14 protein-coding genes are annotated in these 16,945 nt (G+C 64.9%); 12 read left to right on the top strand and 2 right to left on the bottom strand.

All coding sequences use genetic code 11. The features are described from left to right. The first annotated feature begins 230 nt into the window (after positions 1-230). From pyrH to rseP, 5 genes are all read left to right on the top strand, one after another. Positions 231-953 (top strand): UMP kinase, encoded by a 723-nt coding sequence (gene pyrH / locus BJF92_RS11205; protein ID WP_075634831.1) that lies wholly within the window; start codon positions 231-233, stop codon positions 951-953. Positions 954-1,233: 280 nt separating this feature from the next. Further along, a complete protein-coding gene (frr, locus tag BJF92_RS11200; RefSeq protein ID WP_075634830.1) occupies positions 1,234-1,794 on the top strand; it encodes a ribosome recycling factor in 561 nt (186 codons plus the stop codon). A 37-nt stretch (positions 1,795-1,831) separates the two neighbouring features. Continuing rightward, entirely contained in the window at positions 1,832-2,578 is a 747-nt protein-coding gene (locus BJF92_RS11195; protein WP_075634829.1) for an isoprenyl transferase, read from the top strand. Continuing rightward, positions 2,578-3,429, top strand: a complete 852-nt coding sequence (locus BJF92_RS11190; RefSeq protein ID WP_075634828.1) for a phosphatidate cytidylyltransferase — start codon at positions 2,578-2,580, stop codon at positions 3,427-3,429. Before BJF92_RS11195 ends, BJF92_RS11190 begins: the two co-directional genes overlap by 1 nt. 37 nt (positions 3,430-3,466) lie before the next feature. Then, positions 3,467-4,600 (top strand): RIP metalloprotease RseP, encoded by a 1,134-nt coding sequence (gene rseP / locus BJF92_RS11185; protein ID WP_075634827.1) that lies wholly within the window; start codon positions 3,467-3,469, stop codon positions 4,598-4,600. A gap of 231 nt (positions 4,601-4,831) precedes the next feature. Here rseP and BJF92_RS26075 read toward each other — a convergent pair whose 3' ends face one another. Next, positions 4,832-5,128, bottom strand: a complete 297-nt coding sequence (locus BJF92_RS26075) for a hypothetical protein (RefSeq protein ID WP_245294744.1) — start codon at positions 5,126-5,128, stop codon at positions 4,832-4,834. Between BJF92_RS26075 and bamA the strand changes: the two genes are divergently transcribed. The 6 genes from bamA to lpxB all read left to right on the top strand — a co-directional run bounded on the left by bamA (position 5,055) and on the right by lpxB (position 12,229). After that, a complete protein-coding gene (gene bamA / locus BJF92_RS11180; RefSeq protein ID WP_245294738.1) occupies positions 5,055-7,334 on the top strand; it encodes an outer membrane protein assembly factor BamA in 2,280 nt (759 codons plus the stop codon). The two genes, BJF92_RS26075 and bamA, sit on opposite strands and share 74 nt — an antisense overlap. 458 nt (positions 7,335-7,792) lie before the next feature. After that, positions 7,793-8,857 (top strand): UDP-3-O-(3-hydroxymyristoyl)glucosamine N-acyltransferase, encoded by a 1,065-nt coding sequence (gene lpxD / locus BJF92_RS11175; protein WP_075634825.1) that lies wholly within the window; start codon positions 7,793-7,795, stop codon positions 8,855-8,857. Continuing rightward, complete coding sequence (gene fabZ, locus BJF92_RS11170; protein ID WP_075634824.1) at positions 8,850-9,317, top strand: 3-hydroxyacyl-ACP dehydratase FabZ; 468 nt, start codon at positions 8,850-8,852, stop codon at positions 9,315-9,317. Before lpxD ends, fabZ begins: the two co-directional genes overlap by 8 nt. Beyond that, the gene (gene lpxA, locus BJF92_RS11165; protein WP_176218596.1) at positions 9,314-10,132 is read left to right on the top strand and encodes an acyl-ACP--UDP-N-acetylglucosamine O-acyltransferase; all 819 of its coding nucleotides are present in this window, start codon (positions 9,314-9,316) and stop codon (positions 10,130-10,132) included. The genes fabZ and lpxA overlap by 4 nt, the downstream gene beginning before the upstream one ends. 4 nt (positions 10,133-10,136) lie before the next feature. Next, on the top strand, positions 10,137-11,027 hold the full coding sequence (locus BJF92_RS11160) for an LpxI family protein (RefSeq protein ID WP_245294730.1): 891 nt from the start codon (positions 10,137-10,139) through the stop codon (positions 11,025-11,027). Between the two features lie 2 nt (positions 11,028-11,029). Continuing rightward, on the top strand, positions 11,030-12,229 hold the full coding sequence (gene lpxB / locus BJF92_RS11155) for a lipid-A-disaccharide synthase (RefSeq protein WP_075634822.1): 1,200 nt from the start codon (positions 11,030-11,032) through the stop codon (positions 12,227-12,229). Positions 12,230-12,504: 275 nt separating this feature from the next. Here lpxB and gltA read toward each other — a convergent pair whose 3' ends face one another. Further along, a complete protein-coding gene (gene gltA, locus BJF92_RS11150; protein WP_075634821.1) occupies positions 12,505-13,794 on the bottom strand; it encodes a citrate synthase in 1,290 nt (429 codons plus the stop codon). 304 nt (positions 13,795-14,098) lie between these two features. On the opposite strand from gltA, the gene BJF92_RS11145 reads away from it, so the two are divergent. Then, positions 14,099-16,687: a ComEC/Rec2 family competence protein gene (locus BJF92_RS11145; RefSeq protein WP_075634820.1), complete on the top strand. Its 2,589-nt coding sequence runs from the start codon at positions 14,099-14,101 to the stop codon at positions 16,685-16,687. Positions 16,688-16,945 lie beyond the last annotated feature (258 nt).

Raw genomic sequence — 16,945 nt, 5'->3', positions numbered from 1 at the left:
GCGCTTAACGCCGCGCATTGATGCGGTTGCGAAGGCGCCTTGTGCATTGCAATAAAATCGCCGGGAAAACCAGGGGCATCGCGTGGACAACGCGGTGCCCTTCGTGTATCGCGGGGATGGCCGCCGGCCGAGGCCCCTTGAACACGCATGTGCGCTCGCGCTTGCACGGCCTGGCGGCGTAAGCCCGCATTTTCCGCGCGATATCTCGCGCTTTTCCGACAGGAGTGACGATGCCCGCCCAGCCGCTCTACAAACGCGTCCTGCTCAAGGCCTCAGGTGAAGCCTTGATGGGAAATCAAGGTTTCGGCATTGATGTCGCCGTTGCCGACCGGATCGCATCCGACATTGCCGAGGCCCGCGCCATGGGGGTGGAAGTCGGCGTGGTCGTCGGCGGCGGCAATATCTTCCGCGGCGTGGCCGTGGCCTCCAAGGGTGGCGACCGCGTCACCGGCGACCATATGGGCATGCTCGCCACCGTCATCAACGCGCTGGCGCTGGCCACCTCGCTGCGCAAGCTCGATGTCGATACCGTGGTTCTCTCGGCCATCGCCATGCCGGAAATCTGCGAAAGCTTCTCCCAGCGCGCCACCCTGCATCACCTCTCGCTCGGCCGCGTCGTGATCTTCGCCGGCGGCACCGGCAATCCCTTCTTTACCACCGATTCCGCCGCCGCGCTGCGCGCCGCCGAAATGGGCGCCGAGGCGATCTTCAAGGGCACCCAGGTGGACGGCATCTATTCGGCTGACCCGAAGAAGGACCCGCATGCCACACGCTTCGACAAGCTGACCCATTCCGACGTGCTGGCCAAGGGCTTGGCCGTGATGGACGTCGCGGCTGTTGCACTCGCGCGTGAAAACCATATTCCGATCATTGTCTTCTCGATCCACGAGAAGGGCGGCTTCACCGATATTCTCGGCGGCAAGGGCCTCTACACAATCGTCTCGGACAACTGATCGTCGCCGTGAGCAGGCGCCCGGCGCCGGCTTCGGCCGGCGTTTTCACCCAGGCGATGCTGCATTCCCTCGCGCTTTTGTGACGTTTTGCCGTTTTGCCGCTTGCGGACGGCGACGCCGCAACGCATGAGAAGATCGCGCGCGGCCGTCGGGCTTCATTGCCCGTGCGCCGTGCCGATGACGTTTTAACCGGCTGTCCTATGTCCCTGCAGCATAGAGCGTGCGGCCGAAGACTGATTTGAGCGGGCCGGGAAGAGCGCCGGCAAAAGGGAGTGATGCCATGAGCAAGGGTTTGGACCTTAACGACATCAAGCGCCGCATGGATGGCGCGCTGGCAGCGTTCAAGAACGATATCGCCTCGCTGCGCACCGGCCGCGCTTCGGCCAATGTTCTCGATCCCGTGATGGTGGAGGCCTACGGGTCGCGCGTGCCGCTGAACCAGGTTGCAAACATCACCGTGCCGGAGCCGCGTATGCTCGGCGTGTCGATCTGGGACCGGCAGATGGTCGGCGCCGTCGACCGCGCGATCCGCGAATCCAATCTCGGCCTGAACCCGATCATCGACGGCCAGAACCTGCGCATCCCGCTGCCGGAGCTCAACGAGGAGCGCCGCCGCTCGCTGGTCAAGGTCGCGCATGATTATGCCGAGAAGAGCAAGGTCGCCATCCGCCACGTGCGCCGCGACGGCATGGATGTGCTGAAGAAGGCGGAAAAGGACGGCATCGTCGGTCAGGATGAAAGCCGCAGCCTCTCGGAAAAAGTGCAGAAGATCACCGATGATATGATTTCTGACATCGACCGCTTGCTTGCCGACAAGGAAAAGGAAATCATGCAGGTCTAAGTTCAGCCCTTTCAGACTCTTTTTCCGACGGCGATCTATGTCCAAAGCCACACATCAGACTGTTCCGCAGCACGTCGCCATCATCATGGACGGGAACGGGCGTTGGGCAAACAAGCGCGGCCTGCCGCGTACGCTCGGCCACAAGAAGGGTGTCGAAGCCGTGCGCGAGGCCGTGCGCACGGCCGGCGATCTCGGGATCGACTATCTCACGCTGTTTGCCTTTTCCTCCGAGAACTGGCGGCGGCCCGAGGCCGAGGTCAATGATCTCATGGGCCTGCTCAAAGTCTTCATACGTCGCGATCTCGCCGAGCTGCACCGCCAGAACGTGCGCATCCGCATTATCGGCGACCGGGTGCACCTGCGCGGCGACATCCTGCCTCTCCTGGAGGAGGCGGAAGAGACGACGGCGCGCAACAGCGGCATCACCCTGGTGATCGCCTTCAATTACGGCGCGCGCGACGAGATCGCCCGCGCTGCCCAGGCGCTCGCCGCCGAGGTGGCGGCCGGGCGCCTCGCCCCGGAGGAGATCACCGCGCAGCGCCTGGCAAGCCGGCTGGATACGGCCGGCATCCCCGATCCCGATCTGGTCATCCGCACCAGCGGCGAGGAGCGTCTGTCGAACTTCCTGCTCTGGCAGGCCGCCTATGCCGAACTGGTTTTCGTGCCGGAATTCTGGCCGGATTTTGACCGCGAGGTCTTTCTGCGCGCGCTTGATGCCTATTCCCGGCGCGAGCGCCGATTCGGCGGCGTCACCGCCGCGCAAACCCTGGCCGTCGGTTCCTGATGACGCGTGAATTGAAGCTGCGAATCATCTCCGGAATCATCCTTGCCATTCTCGCCTTGGCCGTGACCTGGGCCGGCGGATATGCCTTCGCCCTGTTCAGCGTGGTGATCGGGGCGCTGGTCTTTTCCGAATGGAGCGCGATGACGCGGCTGGTCCTGCGCGGCCGGCGCGGTCTGGCGCTCGGCTGGGCAAGCTTTGCGCTCGCCGCCGTGGCTCTCGTGCTTTTCGGCATTCTCTGGGCACTGGCGGTCGTCATCCTCGGCGTGCTCGCCGCGATTCTCCTTTACCGCCGCGACCATGCCAGCCGCTGGCTTCCCACCGGCATCTTCTATTCCGGCCTGGCGATGATTTCGCTGGAGGCGGTGCGTGGCAGCTCCTCGGCGGGACTGATGGCGACGATCTTTCTCTTCGCCGTGGTCTGGTCGACCGACATCATGGCCTTCTTCTTCGGCCGCGCCCTGGGCGGACCAAAGCTCGCGCCGCGCATTTCGCCCGGCAAGACCTGGTCGGGCGCCATTGGCGGCACGCTGTCAGGCGTGTTTGCCGGCGCCTGCGTGCAGTTTGCCGCCGGCGGGCAGGGGCTCCTGCGCATTCTCCTCATCGCTTTCGTGCTGTCAGTGGCGGGTCAGGTGGGCGATCTCTTTGAAAGCTGGGTCAAGCGGCGCTCGGGCGTCAAGGATTCCGGTCGCATCATTCCCGGCCATGGCGGGGTGATGGACCGGGTCGATGCGCTGGTGGTTGCCGCCACGCTGGCCCTTGCCATCGTCCTGGTGGAACTGGCCCTGACGGGCAATCTCGGCCAGCTGGATGGACAGCAGGCCTCGATTGGGGCAATCCTACTGGGTCTGTGAACAGGCAGGCCGGTAGGCCCTGCGGGAGTTTGATGACATGGTTTTCCTCGGCGACGCGCTGAACCTTCTGGTGGGCTATATCCTGCCCTTCCTGGTGGTTCTCACCCTGATCGTCTTCGTCCATGAAATGGGCCATTATCTGGTCGGCCGCTGGACCGGCATTCGCGTGCTGGCCTTCTCCATCGGCTTCGGTCCCGAGATCATCGGCTTCAACGACCGGCATGGAACCCGATGGAAGATCTCCGCCATCCCGCTCGGCGGCTATGTCCGCTTCTATGGCGATGGCGACGCGGCGAGCACGCCCGATTACGCCGCGCTGGACCGCGTTGCCCCGGAGGAGCGCGACCGGACCTTCCTCGGCGCCAAGCTGTGGAAGCGCGCGGCCACCGTCGCCGCCGGCCCGATTGCCAATTTCATCCTCGCCATCGCCATCTTCGCGGTGATCTTCGCCACCTATGGCAAGCATATTGCCGACCCGACCGTGTCCGAGGTCAAGGCCGGGAGTGCGGCCGAGCGGGCGGGCGTGAAGCCGGGCGACCGGCTGGTGGCGATCGACGGCTCGCCCGTGGTCACCTTTGACGATGTGCGCCGCTATGTCGGCGTCCGTCCTGAAGTGCCGATCGCCGTGCGCATCGATCGCGCCGGGCAGGAGGTCGATCTCACCATGGTGCCGGAGCGCACGGTCGTGGAGGACCAGTTCGGCAACAAGATGGAACTCGGCATCATCGGCATTCTGACCAGCCAGCAGAGCGGCAATTTCCGTGTTCAGACCTTCAGCCCGGCGCAGGCCGTCGCGGAAGGCGCGCGCGAGAGCTGGAACGTCGTGACCGGTACCTTCGACTATATCCGCAATCTCATTGCCGGGCGGATGAAGGCCGATCAGCTGGGCGGTCCGATTCGGGTGGCGCAGGCCTCGGGCCAGATGGCGACGCTCGGCGTGGTCGCCCTGTTCCATCTCGCCGCCGTGCTTTCCGTGTCGATCGGCCTGCTGAACCTGATGCCGGTGCCGGTCCTCGATGGGGGGCATCTGATGTTCTATGCCATCGAGGCCGTCCGTGGCCGGCCGCTGGGGGCGGGTGCTCAGGACGTGGCCTTCCGTATCGGCTTCGCCATGGTTCTGATGCTGATGGTGTTCGCCACCTGGAACGATATCAGCTCGCTGATCGGCTGACTGCGCATCCTGGCTTGCATCCCTTTTGACCCTCGCCAACGGGCTGGCGAGGGCTGCGGCTCGGGCCATTCCGGTCCATGCGCGGCGCCTTGAGGGAGGCGCCGGGCGTCCCGGAAAAAGACGGGGAAAAGGGGCATCGACGCTGCTGGGCGCATTGCCCGGGATCAACCTTCAACAATGGCGCAAAGCTTGCCAAAATCCTAAGCAAAACCTTCGCTTGGAAGGGTTCATTTACCCTAATGGAACATGAGAGTGGCCATTAGGACACGCCGTCTTGGTGAAGTAAACGGAAATGAACGGGTGACCTTGCTTCAATGACAAAAGCGGGTAAAACGGCAGCATGACCGGAGTCGGTACGAGTTTGCCGCGTGACATCGGAAAAAGGTAAGAAGACGACATGAAAGCTGGTTCGAGATTTTTGACCGCGGTTTCGGCGGTCGCGCTGTCTGCAGGGATGGTGACGACGGGTGCCGGCGTGGCCATGCTTGCGAGCGCCTCTGTCGCCATGGCTGCGACGGTGTCGCGCATTGAGGTTCGCGGTGCCACGCGCGTCAGCCCTGAAACGGTGCGCGCCAATATCAGCATCCAGCCGGGCAAGGCCTTTTCCGGCGCGGATATCGATGCTTCTGTCCGTCGTCTGTATCAGACGGGCTACTTCTCCGACGTGACGATCAATGTCGCGGGTTCCACGCTCGTCGTGTCCGTCAAGGAAGCGCAGCTGATTAATCAGGTTGTCTTCAACGGCAACAGCAAGATCAAGGACGACAAGCTTCAGACGATCGTCAAGACCAAGGCGCTCGGCCCCTATAACGAGGCCACCGTCCAGGCCGACGTCCAGACGATCAAGGATGCCTATGCCGCCATCGGCCGCAGCGATGTCACCGTCGAGGTGAAGACTGCGCCGATCGCCGAAGGCCGCATCAACCTCGCCTTCCAGATCAATGAAGGCGAGCGCACCAAGATCAAGGACATCAGCTTCGAAGGCAACAGCGCCTACAGCAACAACCGCCTGCGCTCCGTCATCCTGACGAAGGAATCGGGCATCTTTTCGTTCCTGACCCGCAAGGACGTCTACAGCCCCGAGAAGCTGCAGGCGGACGAAGAGGCGCTGCGCCAGTTCTATTACAACCGCGGCTATGCCGATTTCCGGATCGTCTCTTCGAGCGCCGATCTCGATCCCGCGTCCAATCAGTACAATATCAAGTTCGTGGTCGAGGAAGGCCCGCGCTACGATTTCGGCGCGATCAACGTCGAATCGACCGTGCAGGGCATCAATGCCGACGAGCTGAAGGGCCTCGTGGTCAGCAAGCAGGGGCAGATCTACAAGGCCAAGGACATCCAGGACACGATGTCGGCGATTTCGCGCCGCGTTGCCGCCAATGGCTATCCTTTCGCCCGCGTCACCCCGCGCGGCAACCGCGACTTCAACAATCACACGGTTGCCGTGGATTATCTGGTCGACCAGGGCGAGCGTGCCTATGTCGAACGGATCGACATTCGCGGCAACACCCGCACGCGTGACTATGTCATTCGCCGCGAGTTCGACATCAGCGAAGGCGATGCCTTCAACCAGGAAATGATCGCTTCGGCCAAGCGCCGGCTGGAAGCGCTCGGCTATTTCTCCAGCGTCAACATCACGACCCAGCAGGGCAGTGCGCCCGACCGTGTCGTCGTGGTCGTCGATGTGCAGGATCAGTCGACCGGCTCCTTCGGCATCGGTGCTGGCTATGCCGCCGGCGCCAATGGCGGCGTCCTGCTGGAAGCCTCGGTTGAGGAGAAGAACTTCCTCGGTCGCGGCCAGTATATCCGTCTGGCCGCCGGCCGCGGTCAGGCGACGAAGACCTATAACCTGTCCTTCACCGAGCCCTATTTCCTCGGTTACCGTCTGGCTGCCGGCTTCGACGTGTTCAAGAACGAGAACGACAGCACCTCGGGCCAGAACTACAGCTATGAGGACCAGGGCTTCACGCTGCGCGTGACGGCGCCGATCACCGAGCGCCTGTCGACGACCTTCCGCTACACGCTGACGCAGCTGGATTACAGCGGCGACCTCACGGACATTTCCTCGCCCTTCCGCCATGTGGTCAAGGAATCGCCCTGGACGCGCTCCGCGATCTCGCAGACGGTGACCTACAACACGCTGGATGACGCGCAGCTGCCGCATGGCGGGATTCTCGCTTCGGCAACGCAGGAATATGCCGGTCTCGGCGGCACCTCCGACTATTACAAGCTGAGCGGCAAGGCGAAGATCTACTACACGCTGAACGACGAGGCCGATCTGATCGGCTCGCTGGCCGGCTCGGCCGGCCATATGTTCAACACGGGCGGGCCGATGGAGGTCTTCGACCAGTTCCAGTTCAGCAACTCGGATGTCCGCGGTTTCGAGCGTATGGGTATCGGCCCGCGCAGCTTGCAATATGGCGATGCCATCGGCGGCACGACCTATTTCACCGCCTCGGCCGAAGCGACCTTCCCGCTGCCCGGCGTCTCGCGTGACGCTGGTTTCCGCGGCGCGATCTTTGCGGATGCCGGCACGCTCTATGGTAACGACGTCGCCGTCACCAAGGCGGACCGCGTGGTCGGCACCGATGCGTCGCTGCGCGCCTCGGTCGGTATCGGCCTGATCTGGGCCTCGCCGTTCGGCCCGCTGCGCGTCGATTACGCCGTGCCGGTCGTGAAGAAGGATTATGACCGCGTTCAGAACCTGAAACTCGGCATTTCCTCGGCCTTCTAACAAGGCGGCGGGATGTCCTGCTTTCTGCGGGAAAACCATTTCTCTTGAACGTGCCGCTGGCCAGTGCTAGCGGCACGTTTGCGTTTTAGGCGCTGCGGCAATGCGCTGCGGGCGTTTTGGCCATGCGTTCCGCTGCGGGCAAAGGCGGCGCTGATCTTGCGTTCCAGACAGTGTTATTCTGTTGGCTTCGTTCAAAAGATTGCGTTGCGTCTGGCAAAAACGGCGACATGCTCTTGAAGTCGGCGACCTTTCAAGGCTAATGCCCGGGTGATTGCCGCTGCCGCGCGGATCTTGGCAGCCGTGCGTGGCCCCGCGCCTGGGGCGCCGGACAGCCGGCTGGATCGGCCTGAGGCGGCCGGCTCCGCGACCTTCGCAGGCGGGCGGCAAGACGAGCGCGGCAGCGCCGCGCGGCATGATCGTCCGGCCCGGCGGGCCGCACGAAAACGGGAGCATTCAGCATGGAAACCAGGCCCTTCTTTCCGCCGCATGACGGCATTCGCCTGGCGGCGCTTGCCGAGGCCATCGGCGCGGAGCTGAAGGGCGAGGGCGTGGCAGACCGGCTGATCCGCACCGTGGCGCCGGTCGCGCGCGCCAGGGTTGACGAGGTGTGCTATCTTCTCAACCGGCGTCAGGCCGACGAACTCAAGACGACCGGCGCCGGCGCGCTGATCTGCGATGCGGCCATGGCCCGGCTTGCGCCCGAGCATCTGCCGCTTCTGATCACCGCGCGGCCGCACACCGCCTTCGCGCTGGCCGGCGCGCTTCTGCATCCGCAGGCGCTGCGGCCCGAACGCATTTCCACCGGACAGGGCATTTCCGCCCAAGCCGTGGTTCATCCCACAGCCGAGATCGAGCCCGATGTCGAGATCGAGCCCTTTGCCGTGATCGGCGCTGGCGTGCAGATTGGCTCGGGCACGCGCATCGGACCCAATGTCGTGATCGGCGCCAATGTTGCGATCGGTCGCGATTGCACGATCGCGGCGGGCGTGACCCTTGCCAGCGCGCTGATCGGCAATCACGTCATCATTCATCCCGGCGCCCGCATCGGCCAGGATGGTTTCGGTTATGCGCCGGGCACGCGTCCCGGCATGATGAAGATCGTCCAGATCGGCCGGGTCATCCTTCAAGATCACGTCGAGATCGGCGCCAACACGACGATCGATCGCGGCACCATGGATGATACGGTGATCGGCGAGGGCACCAAGATCGACAATCTCGTTCAGATCGGGCACAACGTGCGCATCGGCCGTCATTGCGGCATCGTCGCGCAGGTCGGCATTGCCGGCTCGACGACGATCGGCAATGGCGTGATGATCGGCGGCAATGCCGGGCTGAACGGCCACATCACCGTGGGAGACGGAGCGCAGATCGCCGCCAAGAGCGGCGTCGCCTCTGATGTCGGCCCGGGTGAGCGGATCGGCGGCCTGCCGGCCCGGCCGATCAAGGACTTCTTGCGCGAGATCGCCGAAGTGTCGGCGCGCGCGCAAAACAGACAAAGGAAATCTGGAGCCAAGGATGAGTGACGCAGACGCCAATGTTCTCGGTACGGCCGATATTCGCGAGATCCTCAAGCTTCTTCCACATCGTTACCCGTTCCTGCTGGTCGATCGGATCATCGACATCGACGGGGATAATTCCGCTGTCGGCATCAAGAACGTGACGGCGAACGAGCCGCATTTCACCGGGCATTTTCCGGAACAGCCGATCATGCCGGGCGTGCTGCTGATCGAGGGCATGGCCCAGACGGCCGGCGCCATCTGCGCGCGCAAGACGGGCGAGGGCACCAATCTCGTCTATTTCATGACCATCGACAATGCCCGCTTCCGCAAGCCGGTCGTGCCGGGCGACCGCGTGGAATTCCATGTGGTCAAGCAGAAGCAACGCGGCACCATCTGGAAGTTTCACTGCGATGCCAAGGTGGATGGCCAGCTGGTGGCCGAGGCCGATATCGGCGCGATGATCATCAAGAAGGAAGACGCCTGATCATGATTGCTGCAAGCGCCAAGATCCATCCGCTCGCGCTGGTCGAAGAGGGCGCCGTGGTCGGCGAGAACGTCACCGTCGGCCCCTTCTGCCATGTCGGGCCGAAGGTGGTGCTGGCTGACGATGTGGTTCTCCTCAGCCATGTGGTGGTCACCGGCCGCACCACCGTCGGCAAGGGCACGCGCATCTTCCCGAATGCGGTGATCGGCGGCGATTCGCAGAGCGTGCATCACAGCGCGGTGGATACAGAGCTGCGCATCGGCGCGAACTGCACGATCCGCGAAGGCGTGACCATGAACACCGGCACGCGCGAGCATGGCGGCCTGACCGAGGTGGGCGACAACAATCTGTTTCTCGCCTATGCGCATGTGGCGCATGATTGCCGGCTGGGCAGCCACATCATCCTGTCGAACAATGTCATGCTGGCCGGCCACGTCACCGTGGAGGACCGCGCGATTCTCGGCGGCGGTTCGGCGGTGCATCAGTTCACCCGCATTGGCCGGCAGGCCTTTGTCGGCGGCCTCTCGGCCGTCAGCTATGACGTGATTCCCTATGGTATGCTCAACGGCAATCCCGGCGTGCTCTCCGGTCTCAACGTCGTAGGCATGACGCGGGCGGGCTTCTCCAAGCCTGAGATCCATGAGGTGCGCCGCGCCTATCTCGAGATTTTCGAGGGGCCGGGCAATGTGCGCACCAATGCGGAGGCGATCCGCGAGCGGTTTGCCGAGAGCAAGGCGGTGGTCGAGATCCTCGATTTCATTGCCGCGGCCAAGGACCGGGCGCTGTCCTCGCCGCACCGGGGCAAGAAGGGCTGAGGCCGTGACGGCGAGCGCGCCCCTGCCGGGGTCGCCGGCGCCGTCCAAGGGGCGCCTGGCGATCATTGCCGGCGGCGGCCGGCTGCCGGTGGATGTGGCCCAGGCGGCGCGTGCGCGCGGCGACGAGCCGCTGATCATCGCGCTCACAGGCGAATCGGAAAGCGACTGGGCCGGCTTCGAGCGCGTCGTTCTGCCGATCGGCGATTTTCGCGCGATCACCGGCCTGTTGCAGCGTGAGCGCGTCGACCGCGTGGTGCTGTCGGGCTGGGTGCGGCGGCGGCCGGATTTCCGCCAGATCCGCCCGACCCTGCGCATGATCGCCCGCGTTCCGGCCGTCGTGCGCACGCTGATCTCTGGCGGGGACGATGCGGTCTTGAAAATGGCAATCGCCTTGATCGAGACCAGCGGCGCCCGCGTCATCGGCGTGCAGGAGATCGTTCCGGATCTTCTGGCCGAGATCGGCCCTCTTGGTGCGTGCCGGCCCGATGCCGAGGCGCTTCGTGACATTGCGGCCGGAAGGGCGGCGGCCGATCTGCTCGGCCAGCTCGACATCGGCCAAGGCGCGGTCGCCATTGGCGGGCGCGTGGTGGCGCTGGAGGGCGCCGAGGGCACGGATGGCATGCTGGAGCGGGTGGCGGAGCTGCGCCGCGAAGGGCGGATTTCGCAGCGCCGGCGCGGCGTGCTGGTAAAGATGTGCAAACCGCAGCAGGAGCTGCGCGCGGATCTGCCCTCGATCGGGCTCTCGACAATAGAAAAGGCCGCTGCGGCCGGCCTTGCCGGGATCGCGGTGGAGGCGGGCCGGGCGCTGCTGCTCGATCGCGCGGCGGCCGTGGCGGCGGCGGATGCCGCCGACCTCTTCATTCTCGGCATCGACCGATCCCTGGCAAAGGAGTGAGCATGGCCGATCGTCCCGTCCTGACCGTGGGCGTGGTTGCCGGCGAGGTGTCCGGCGACCTGCTCGGCGGCGACCTGATTCGCGCCTTGAAGCGGCAGACGGACCGGCCGGTCCGTCTCGTCGGCGTCGGCGGCGAGGACCTGCAGCGCGAGGGGCTGGCATCGCTGTTCGATTACAGCGAACTGTCGATCATGGGCCTGTCCCAGGTGCTGGCGCGGCTGCCGACGCTGATCCGCCGCATCCGCCAGACGGCCGACGCGCTGATCGCGGCCCGGCCGGATGTGCTCTTGATCATCGATAGCCCGGATTTCACCCATCGCGTCGCCAGGCGCGTGCGCGCGGCGCTGCCGGGCGTGCCCATCATCGACTATGTCTGCCCCAGCGTCTGGGCCTGGAAGGAATATCGCGCGCCGCGGATGCGCGGTTATGTCGATCATGTGCTGGCGGTGCTGCCCTTCGAGCCGGAGGTGATGGCCCGTCTCGGCGGACCGAAGACCAGCTATGTCGGCCATCGGCTGGCGCAGGATGCCGCGGTGCTGGCCGTGCGTGCCCGTCAGAGCGCGCGCGAGAGAGAGCGGGAGCGCGATGGTGAGGCGAAAGACGCTCCGCGCACCTGCCTGTTGCTGCCCGGCTCGCGCGGCGCCGAGATCACGCGGCTCCTGCCGGAATTCCAGGCGGCCATGCTGTTTCTGAAGGAGCGCCACCCGACCATGCGCTTCCTCCTGCCCACCGTGCCCCGGCAGGAAGCACGGGTCAGGGACTTGGTGGCTAATTGGCCGCATAAGCCCGAGATCAGCGTCGGCGCCGAGGCGAAATGGGAGGCCTTCGCCGAGGCCGACGCTGCGCTGGCGGCCTCCGGCACGGTCATCCTCGAGCTTGGCCTCTGCGGCATTCCCGTGGTCTCCACCTATCGTGCCGATTGGTTGATCAAGCTGATGCACAGCCGCATCCGCATCTGGACCGGCGCGCTGCCGAACCTGATCGCCGACTATCCGGTCGTTCCCGAATATTTCAACGAATCGATCCGCCCCGGTGCGCTCGCCCGCTGGATCGAACGCCTGGCGTTCGACACCGACCAGCGCCGCGCCATGCGCGTCGGCTTCGACCTGGTGATGGCGCGCATGCAGACCCCGGTGCCGCCGGGCGAGGCGGGGGCCGCGATCGTGCTGGCCTATGCCGAAGGGCGCAGCGCCGGCATCTGAGCGTCACGTCCGGCTTTTGAGATTTCCGGCAAGGACGATCATCGCGCGCGACGTCATCCTCGGGCTCGTCCCGAGGATCTGCCATGGCGGTTGGTTTATCGACATATCAGGCGTTTGCGAGATGCTCGCGACAGGCCCGAGCATGACGAAACGAGGACTGTGCGCCTCTGCCAAGACGCTCCAGACATCGCGAAGCGATCAACCGGATTTCGTATTACCCATCAAAAAACCCGGCCGTTTCCAGCCGGGTTTCTGTCTGTCAGCGTTTCGGCGCCTTAGCGCTTGGGAACCGGAACGTAATCGCGCTTCGGTTCGCCGGTGTAGAGCTGGCGCGGACGGCCGATGCGCTGCTGCGGGTCTTCGATCATCTCGTTCCACTGCGCGATCCAGCCGACGGTGCGGGCGAGCGCGAAGAGCACGGTGAACATGGTCGTGGGGAAGCCCAGCGCCTTCAGCGTGATGCCGGAGTAGAAGTCGATGTTCGGGTAGAGCTTCTTCTCGATGAAGTACTCGTCGGTCAGTGCGATGCGCTCGAGTTCCATCGCCACTTCCAGCAGCGGGTCGTCGCGATGGCCAAGCTCGGCCAGCACTTCATGCGTGGTCTTCTGCATGATCTTGGCGCGCGGGTCGTAGTTCTTGTAGACGCGGTGGCCGAAGCCCATCAGGCGGAAGGGATCGTTCTTGTCCTTGGCCTTGGCGACATATTCCGGAATGCGGTCGACCGAGCCGATTTCGGCGAGCATGTTGAGCGCCGCTTCGTTGGCGCCGCCATGGGCCGGGCCCCAGAGGCAGGCGATGCCGGCCGCGATGCAGGCGAAGGGATTGGCGCCCGAGGAGCCGGCGAGACGAACGGTCGAGGTCGAGGCGTTCTGCTCGTGGTCGGCATGCAGGATGAAGATGCGGTCCATGGCGCGGGCCAGAACCGGGTTCACCACATACTCCTCGCAGGGAACGGCGAAGCACATGCGCAGGAAGTTGGAGGCGTAGTCGAGGTCGTTCTTCGGGTAAACGAAGGGCTGGCCGATATGGTACTTGTAGGCCATGGCGGCGATCGTCGGCATCTTGGCGATCATGCGCAGCGAAGCGACCATGCGCTGGTGCGGATCGGTGATGTCGGTCGAGTCGTGATAGAAGGCCGAGAGAGCGCCGACCGTGCCGCACATGACGGCCATCGGATGGGCGTCGCGGCGATAGCCGGTGAAGAAGCGGCTCATCTGCTCGTGAACCATGGTGTGCATGGTCACGCGGTGGTCGAAGTCCTTCTTCTGGTTTGCCGTCGGCAGTTCGCCGTACAGCAGCAGGTAGCAGACTTCGAGGAAGTCGCCATGCTCGGCCAGCTGCTCGATCGGATAGCCGCGGTGCAGGAGAACGCCTTCGTCACCGTCGATATAGGTGATCTTGGATTCGCAGGATGCGGTCGAGGTGAACCCCGGATCGTAGGTGAACGTGCCCGTATTCTTGTAGAGCGTGCCGATGTCGATCACATCGGGACCGATGGAGCCGGATCGCACCGGCATTTCGACCTGCTTTTCATCGACCGTGAAGACTGCGCTTTTATTCGCCACCGGGGATCCTCCGTGATGCGGGTTCAATGGTCTATGCGATAAGCCGCAAATGTTAAAGTTGCCCTTGTGCTAGCCCATTTATCCACCGGTGCCAAGTTCGGCAGCGGGCGTGTCAATGCGGTGCAGCAAAGGAATGCGGCCTTGCAATATATGCATCGTACACGGCTTATTTCGAAACGCCATATCTGGCCTTGCACGACTTTATGGCATGAACTGCCTTGAAATTGAGCAATCGAGGCTCTTGCCGCGATCGGCGCGGGGTTGCACAGTATAGCCTCAGTGCACGTAGGGTGACGAGGTGCCGATGGAGGGGGAACGTCAATCGCCCCGCGAGACCGCCTGGGCGGATGCGCCCCAGGCTCCGGCGACTGATATCGGCTCTGCCAATCTGCCCGCGGTCGTCACGCAGGGCCGTGCGCTCGTCCGGTCGCAGGATCTGCTGGGCATAGAACGCCCGTCGCTGCTTCGGCGTCTGACGCTCTGGCTGCGCGACTGCCTGGCGCTGGAGGCCGGTTATGGTCACGGCTTTCTCTTCTGGCCGCTGCTGATCGGCCTTGGCGCGCTCCTCTGGTTTTCGCAGGCCAATCCGTCGGATCTTGCGCAAAACGCATCTCTGGCATGTGTTTTATGCATGGCTGCCTATGGCGCGCGCTATCGCTATCCGTTGCTTCAAGCCGTTGCGCTTGCGGCAGGGCTGCTGGCGGTCGGCGCCGCTGCCGCCGCGCTTCAGACCTGGCGTCTCGACACGGTTTTGATCGATGCGCCGGTGACCACGACGATCACGGGGGTGGTGCAGGGGCGGGAGGTGGATGCGCGCGGCTTCTGGCGTTACGAGGTGGCGCTCTTGGGCACCCGTGCACCGGCGATCTTTCGCCGGCCGGAGAGAGTGATGCTGCTGTCGCGCGGGCGCGGGCCGCCTGTGGCGATCGGCCGGCAGATCGAGGGGCGGGCCCGCCTGTCGCCGCCCTCGGGGCCGGCGCTGCGCGGCGCCAATGATTTCGCCTATGACGCCTATTTCGCCGGCATTGGCGCTGTCGGCTACTTCTATGGCACGCCGCGCGATCTCGGCCCCGCCCCGGCGCAGGGCCTGCTGCGGGAGACGCTGATGCGCATCGCCATTCTGCGCGAGGCGGTGGGCACGCATATTCGCGGCCTTGTGGGCGGCCCCACCGGCGCGCTGGCGGCGGCACTGGTGACAGGGGAGGAGCGGGCGATCGACCCGGCGCTGGTGGAGGCCATGCGCCTGTCTGGCCTTGGCCATGTGCTGGCGATCTCGGGGCTGAACATGGCGCTGGCGGCCGGCACGCTGCTGGTCGGCCTGCGCACCGGCCTCAGCCTGCTTCCCGGCTTCGCGCAGCGCCGTCCGGTGAAGAAGATCGCTGCGGCCGGCGCGCTGCTCATGGTCACGCTCTATATGATGATCGCCGGCGGCGCGGTTTCGGCCGTGCGCTCCTTCGTGATGATCGTCGTCATGCTGCTGGCTGTCTTCGTTGACCGGCCCTCGATCAGCCTGCGCAACATCGCGCTGTCGGGCCTCCTCATTCTGCTGGTCACCCCCTCGGCCATCACAGGGCCGGGATTTCAGATGTCCTTTGCCGCCACGCTAGCTCTTGTGGCGCTCTATCGCCGGCTCGACTCGCCGGCCGAGGGGCGGGAGGCGAGCGCGCTTCCGGTGCTGAGGCTGGTTTCCCCTGTCTGGACCGGTTTTGTCGGCCTGGTCCTGTCCTCGCTCATCGGCGGCCTGTCGACGCTGATCTATTCCGCCGCCCATTTCCACCGCCTGCCGGCCTATGGCCTGATCGCCAATGTGCTGGCGCTGCCGGTCGTCGGCACGGTGGTGATGCCGGGCGCACTGATCGCCATGCTCTTGATGCCCTTCGGGCTGGATGGCCCGGCCTGGATGGCTGTGGCGCTGGGGCTGGACTGGATGAATGCCGTGGCGCGCACCGTTGCCGGCTGGGGCGGGGAGGTCGATACCGGCCGGCTGGCACCCATGGCTTTCACCCTCGTGGCCGTCGGCGGCGTTCTCCTCTGCCTGTTGCGCACGGCACTCGCGCTTTCCGGCCTCCTCCTCATCCTGGCAGGTGCCGCCGTCGCCGTGTTGGCCCAGCCTTCGCGGCCGGCCATGCTCGTGTCGGAGGATGGGCGGCTGGTCGCACTGCTCTCCGGCGGCACGGCAGGAGTGAACCGGACCAAGCCGCCGGATTTCATCTACCAGCAATGGCGCCGCGCGCTGGTGATCGAGACCACGGCAGCGCCGCTGATGCTGCCCGCGCTCTCGCTGGCCATCAAGGCGGCGGCAGGGCCGGAGCACCCCGAGGCGCAGGCAAAGCGACAGGAGGGCGATCAGCCCGCATCGCCCAAAGCCCGGCGTGAACCGCCGCCACTCGATCTTGCCGCGGCGGATCAGCGCTTGGTGGCGCTTCTGGCGGCGGCGCCACCCGGCCGCTTCGCCTGCGTGGCTCGGGAATGGTGCGCGGCGGTGAGTGTCGAGGGCTGGCGCATCGTCACGCTGGAGGATCTGCGTCTGTCGCAGGCCGCCTGCCTTGGCGCTGATCTGGTAATCGCGCCGGGCGCCCTTCGGGAGACGCCGCTCTGCCAGGCGGGGCCGGCCGCTGCCGCCACCGGCGCAACATTGCGCCGCAGCGGGGCGCTTGAGATCCGCGCCGGGCCAGCGGCTGAGCCCTCGGCGGGCGGCAAGCCGGCCCTGCGCGTCTTCGCCTCCGTGCCGGATCTTGCCGCGCCCTGGGCCCGTCACCGCCTCTATGACTGGCGCACCCGCCAGTTTGCCCCGGCGGCCCCGCCCGATCTTGCGACCAAAAATCATGATGAAAATAATCAAGATAATCTTGCCCCGGCGGACGGCTTTGCCTATGACAGCCAGGTGGAATGAATTTGACAGGTGATGCCGATCTGCCGCGCTCTGGGGATCAAACGGCAATTTCGAAAATTCCAATGGAAAACATTCGCTTATTCAGTGATCCTCATGATTTTGATTGTTGGCCCTCGGGGATTTTGCGAGCGGTTGGCAAAGGTCGAGATCAGCCCGCTGGACTGATACGGTTTCCGGTTGATCAGACCGAAAACCGTACGCCTTCCATCGAAAATCTGGCCTTCCTGCCAGAGATTTTCGTTGGTTCTTGTTTCCGGT

The sequence above is a fragment of the Xaviernesmea rhizosphaerae genome (assembly GCF_001938945.1).
Taxonomy (GTDB): domain Bacteria; phylum Pseudomonadota; class Alphaproteobacteria; order Rhizobiales; family Rhizobiaceae; genus Xaviernesmea; species Xaviernesmea rhizosphaerae.
The sequence above is the reverse complement of the archived record's forward strand: the minus strand, read 5'-3'. Positions and strand labels throughout refer to the sequence as shown.

Excerpts from the sequence above, each read along its gene's own strand:
- BJF92_RS26075 (WP_245294744.1), bottom strand. The coding sequence starts at position 5,128 with ATGCGCGACACCGTCGCAGCCATGGCGACAGAGGCGCTCGCAAGCATG.
- lpxD (WP_075634825.1), top strand. The coding sequence starts at position 7,793 with ATGGAAACCAGGCCCTTCTTTCCGCCGCATGACGGCATTCGCCTGGCG.
- frr (WP_075634830.1), top strand. The coding sequence starts at position 1,234 with ATGAGCAAGGGTTTGGACCTTAACGACATCAAGCGCCGCATGGATGGC.
- BJF92_RS11195 (WP_075634829.1), top strand. The coding sequence starts at position 1,832 with ATGTCCAAAGCCACACATCAGACTGTTCCGCAGCACGTCGCCATCATC.
- fabZ (WP_075634824.1), top strand. The coding sequence starts at position 8,850 with ATGAGTGACGCAGACGCCAATGTTCTCGGTACGGCCGATATTCGCGAG.
- rseP (WP_075634827.1), top strand. The coding sequence starts at position 3,467 with ATGGTTTTCCTCGGCGACGCGCTGAACCTTCTGGTGGGCTATATCCTG.
- bamA (WP_245294738.1), top strand. The coding sequence starts at position 5,055 with ATGGTGACGACGGGTGCCGGCGTGGCCATGCTTGCGAGCGCCTCTGTC.
- pyrH (WP_075634831.1), top strand. The coding sequence starts at position 231 with ATGCCCGCCCAGCCGCTCTACAAACGCGTCCTGCTCAAGGCCTCAGGT.
- BJF92_RS11145 (WP_075634820.1), top strand. The coding sequence starts at position 14,099 with ATGGAGGGGGAACGTCAATCGCCCCGCGAGACCGCCTGGGCGGATGCG.
- BJF92_RS11190 (WP_075634828.1), top strand. The coding sequence starts at position 2,578 with ATGACGCGTGAATTGAAGCTGCGAATCATCTCCGGAATCATCCTTGCC.
- lpxB (WP_075634822.1), top strand. The coding sequence starts at position 11,030 with ATGGCCGATCGTCCCGTCCTGACCGTGGGCGTGGTTGCCGGCGAGGTG.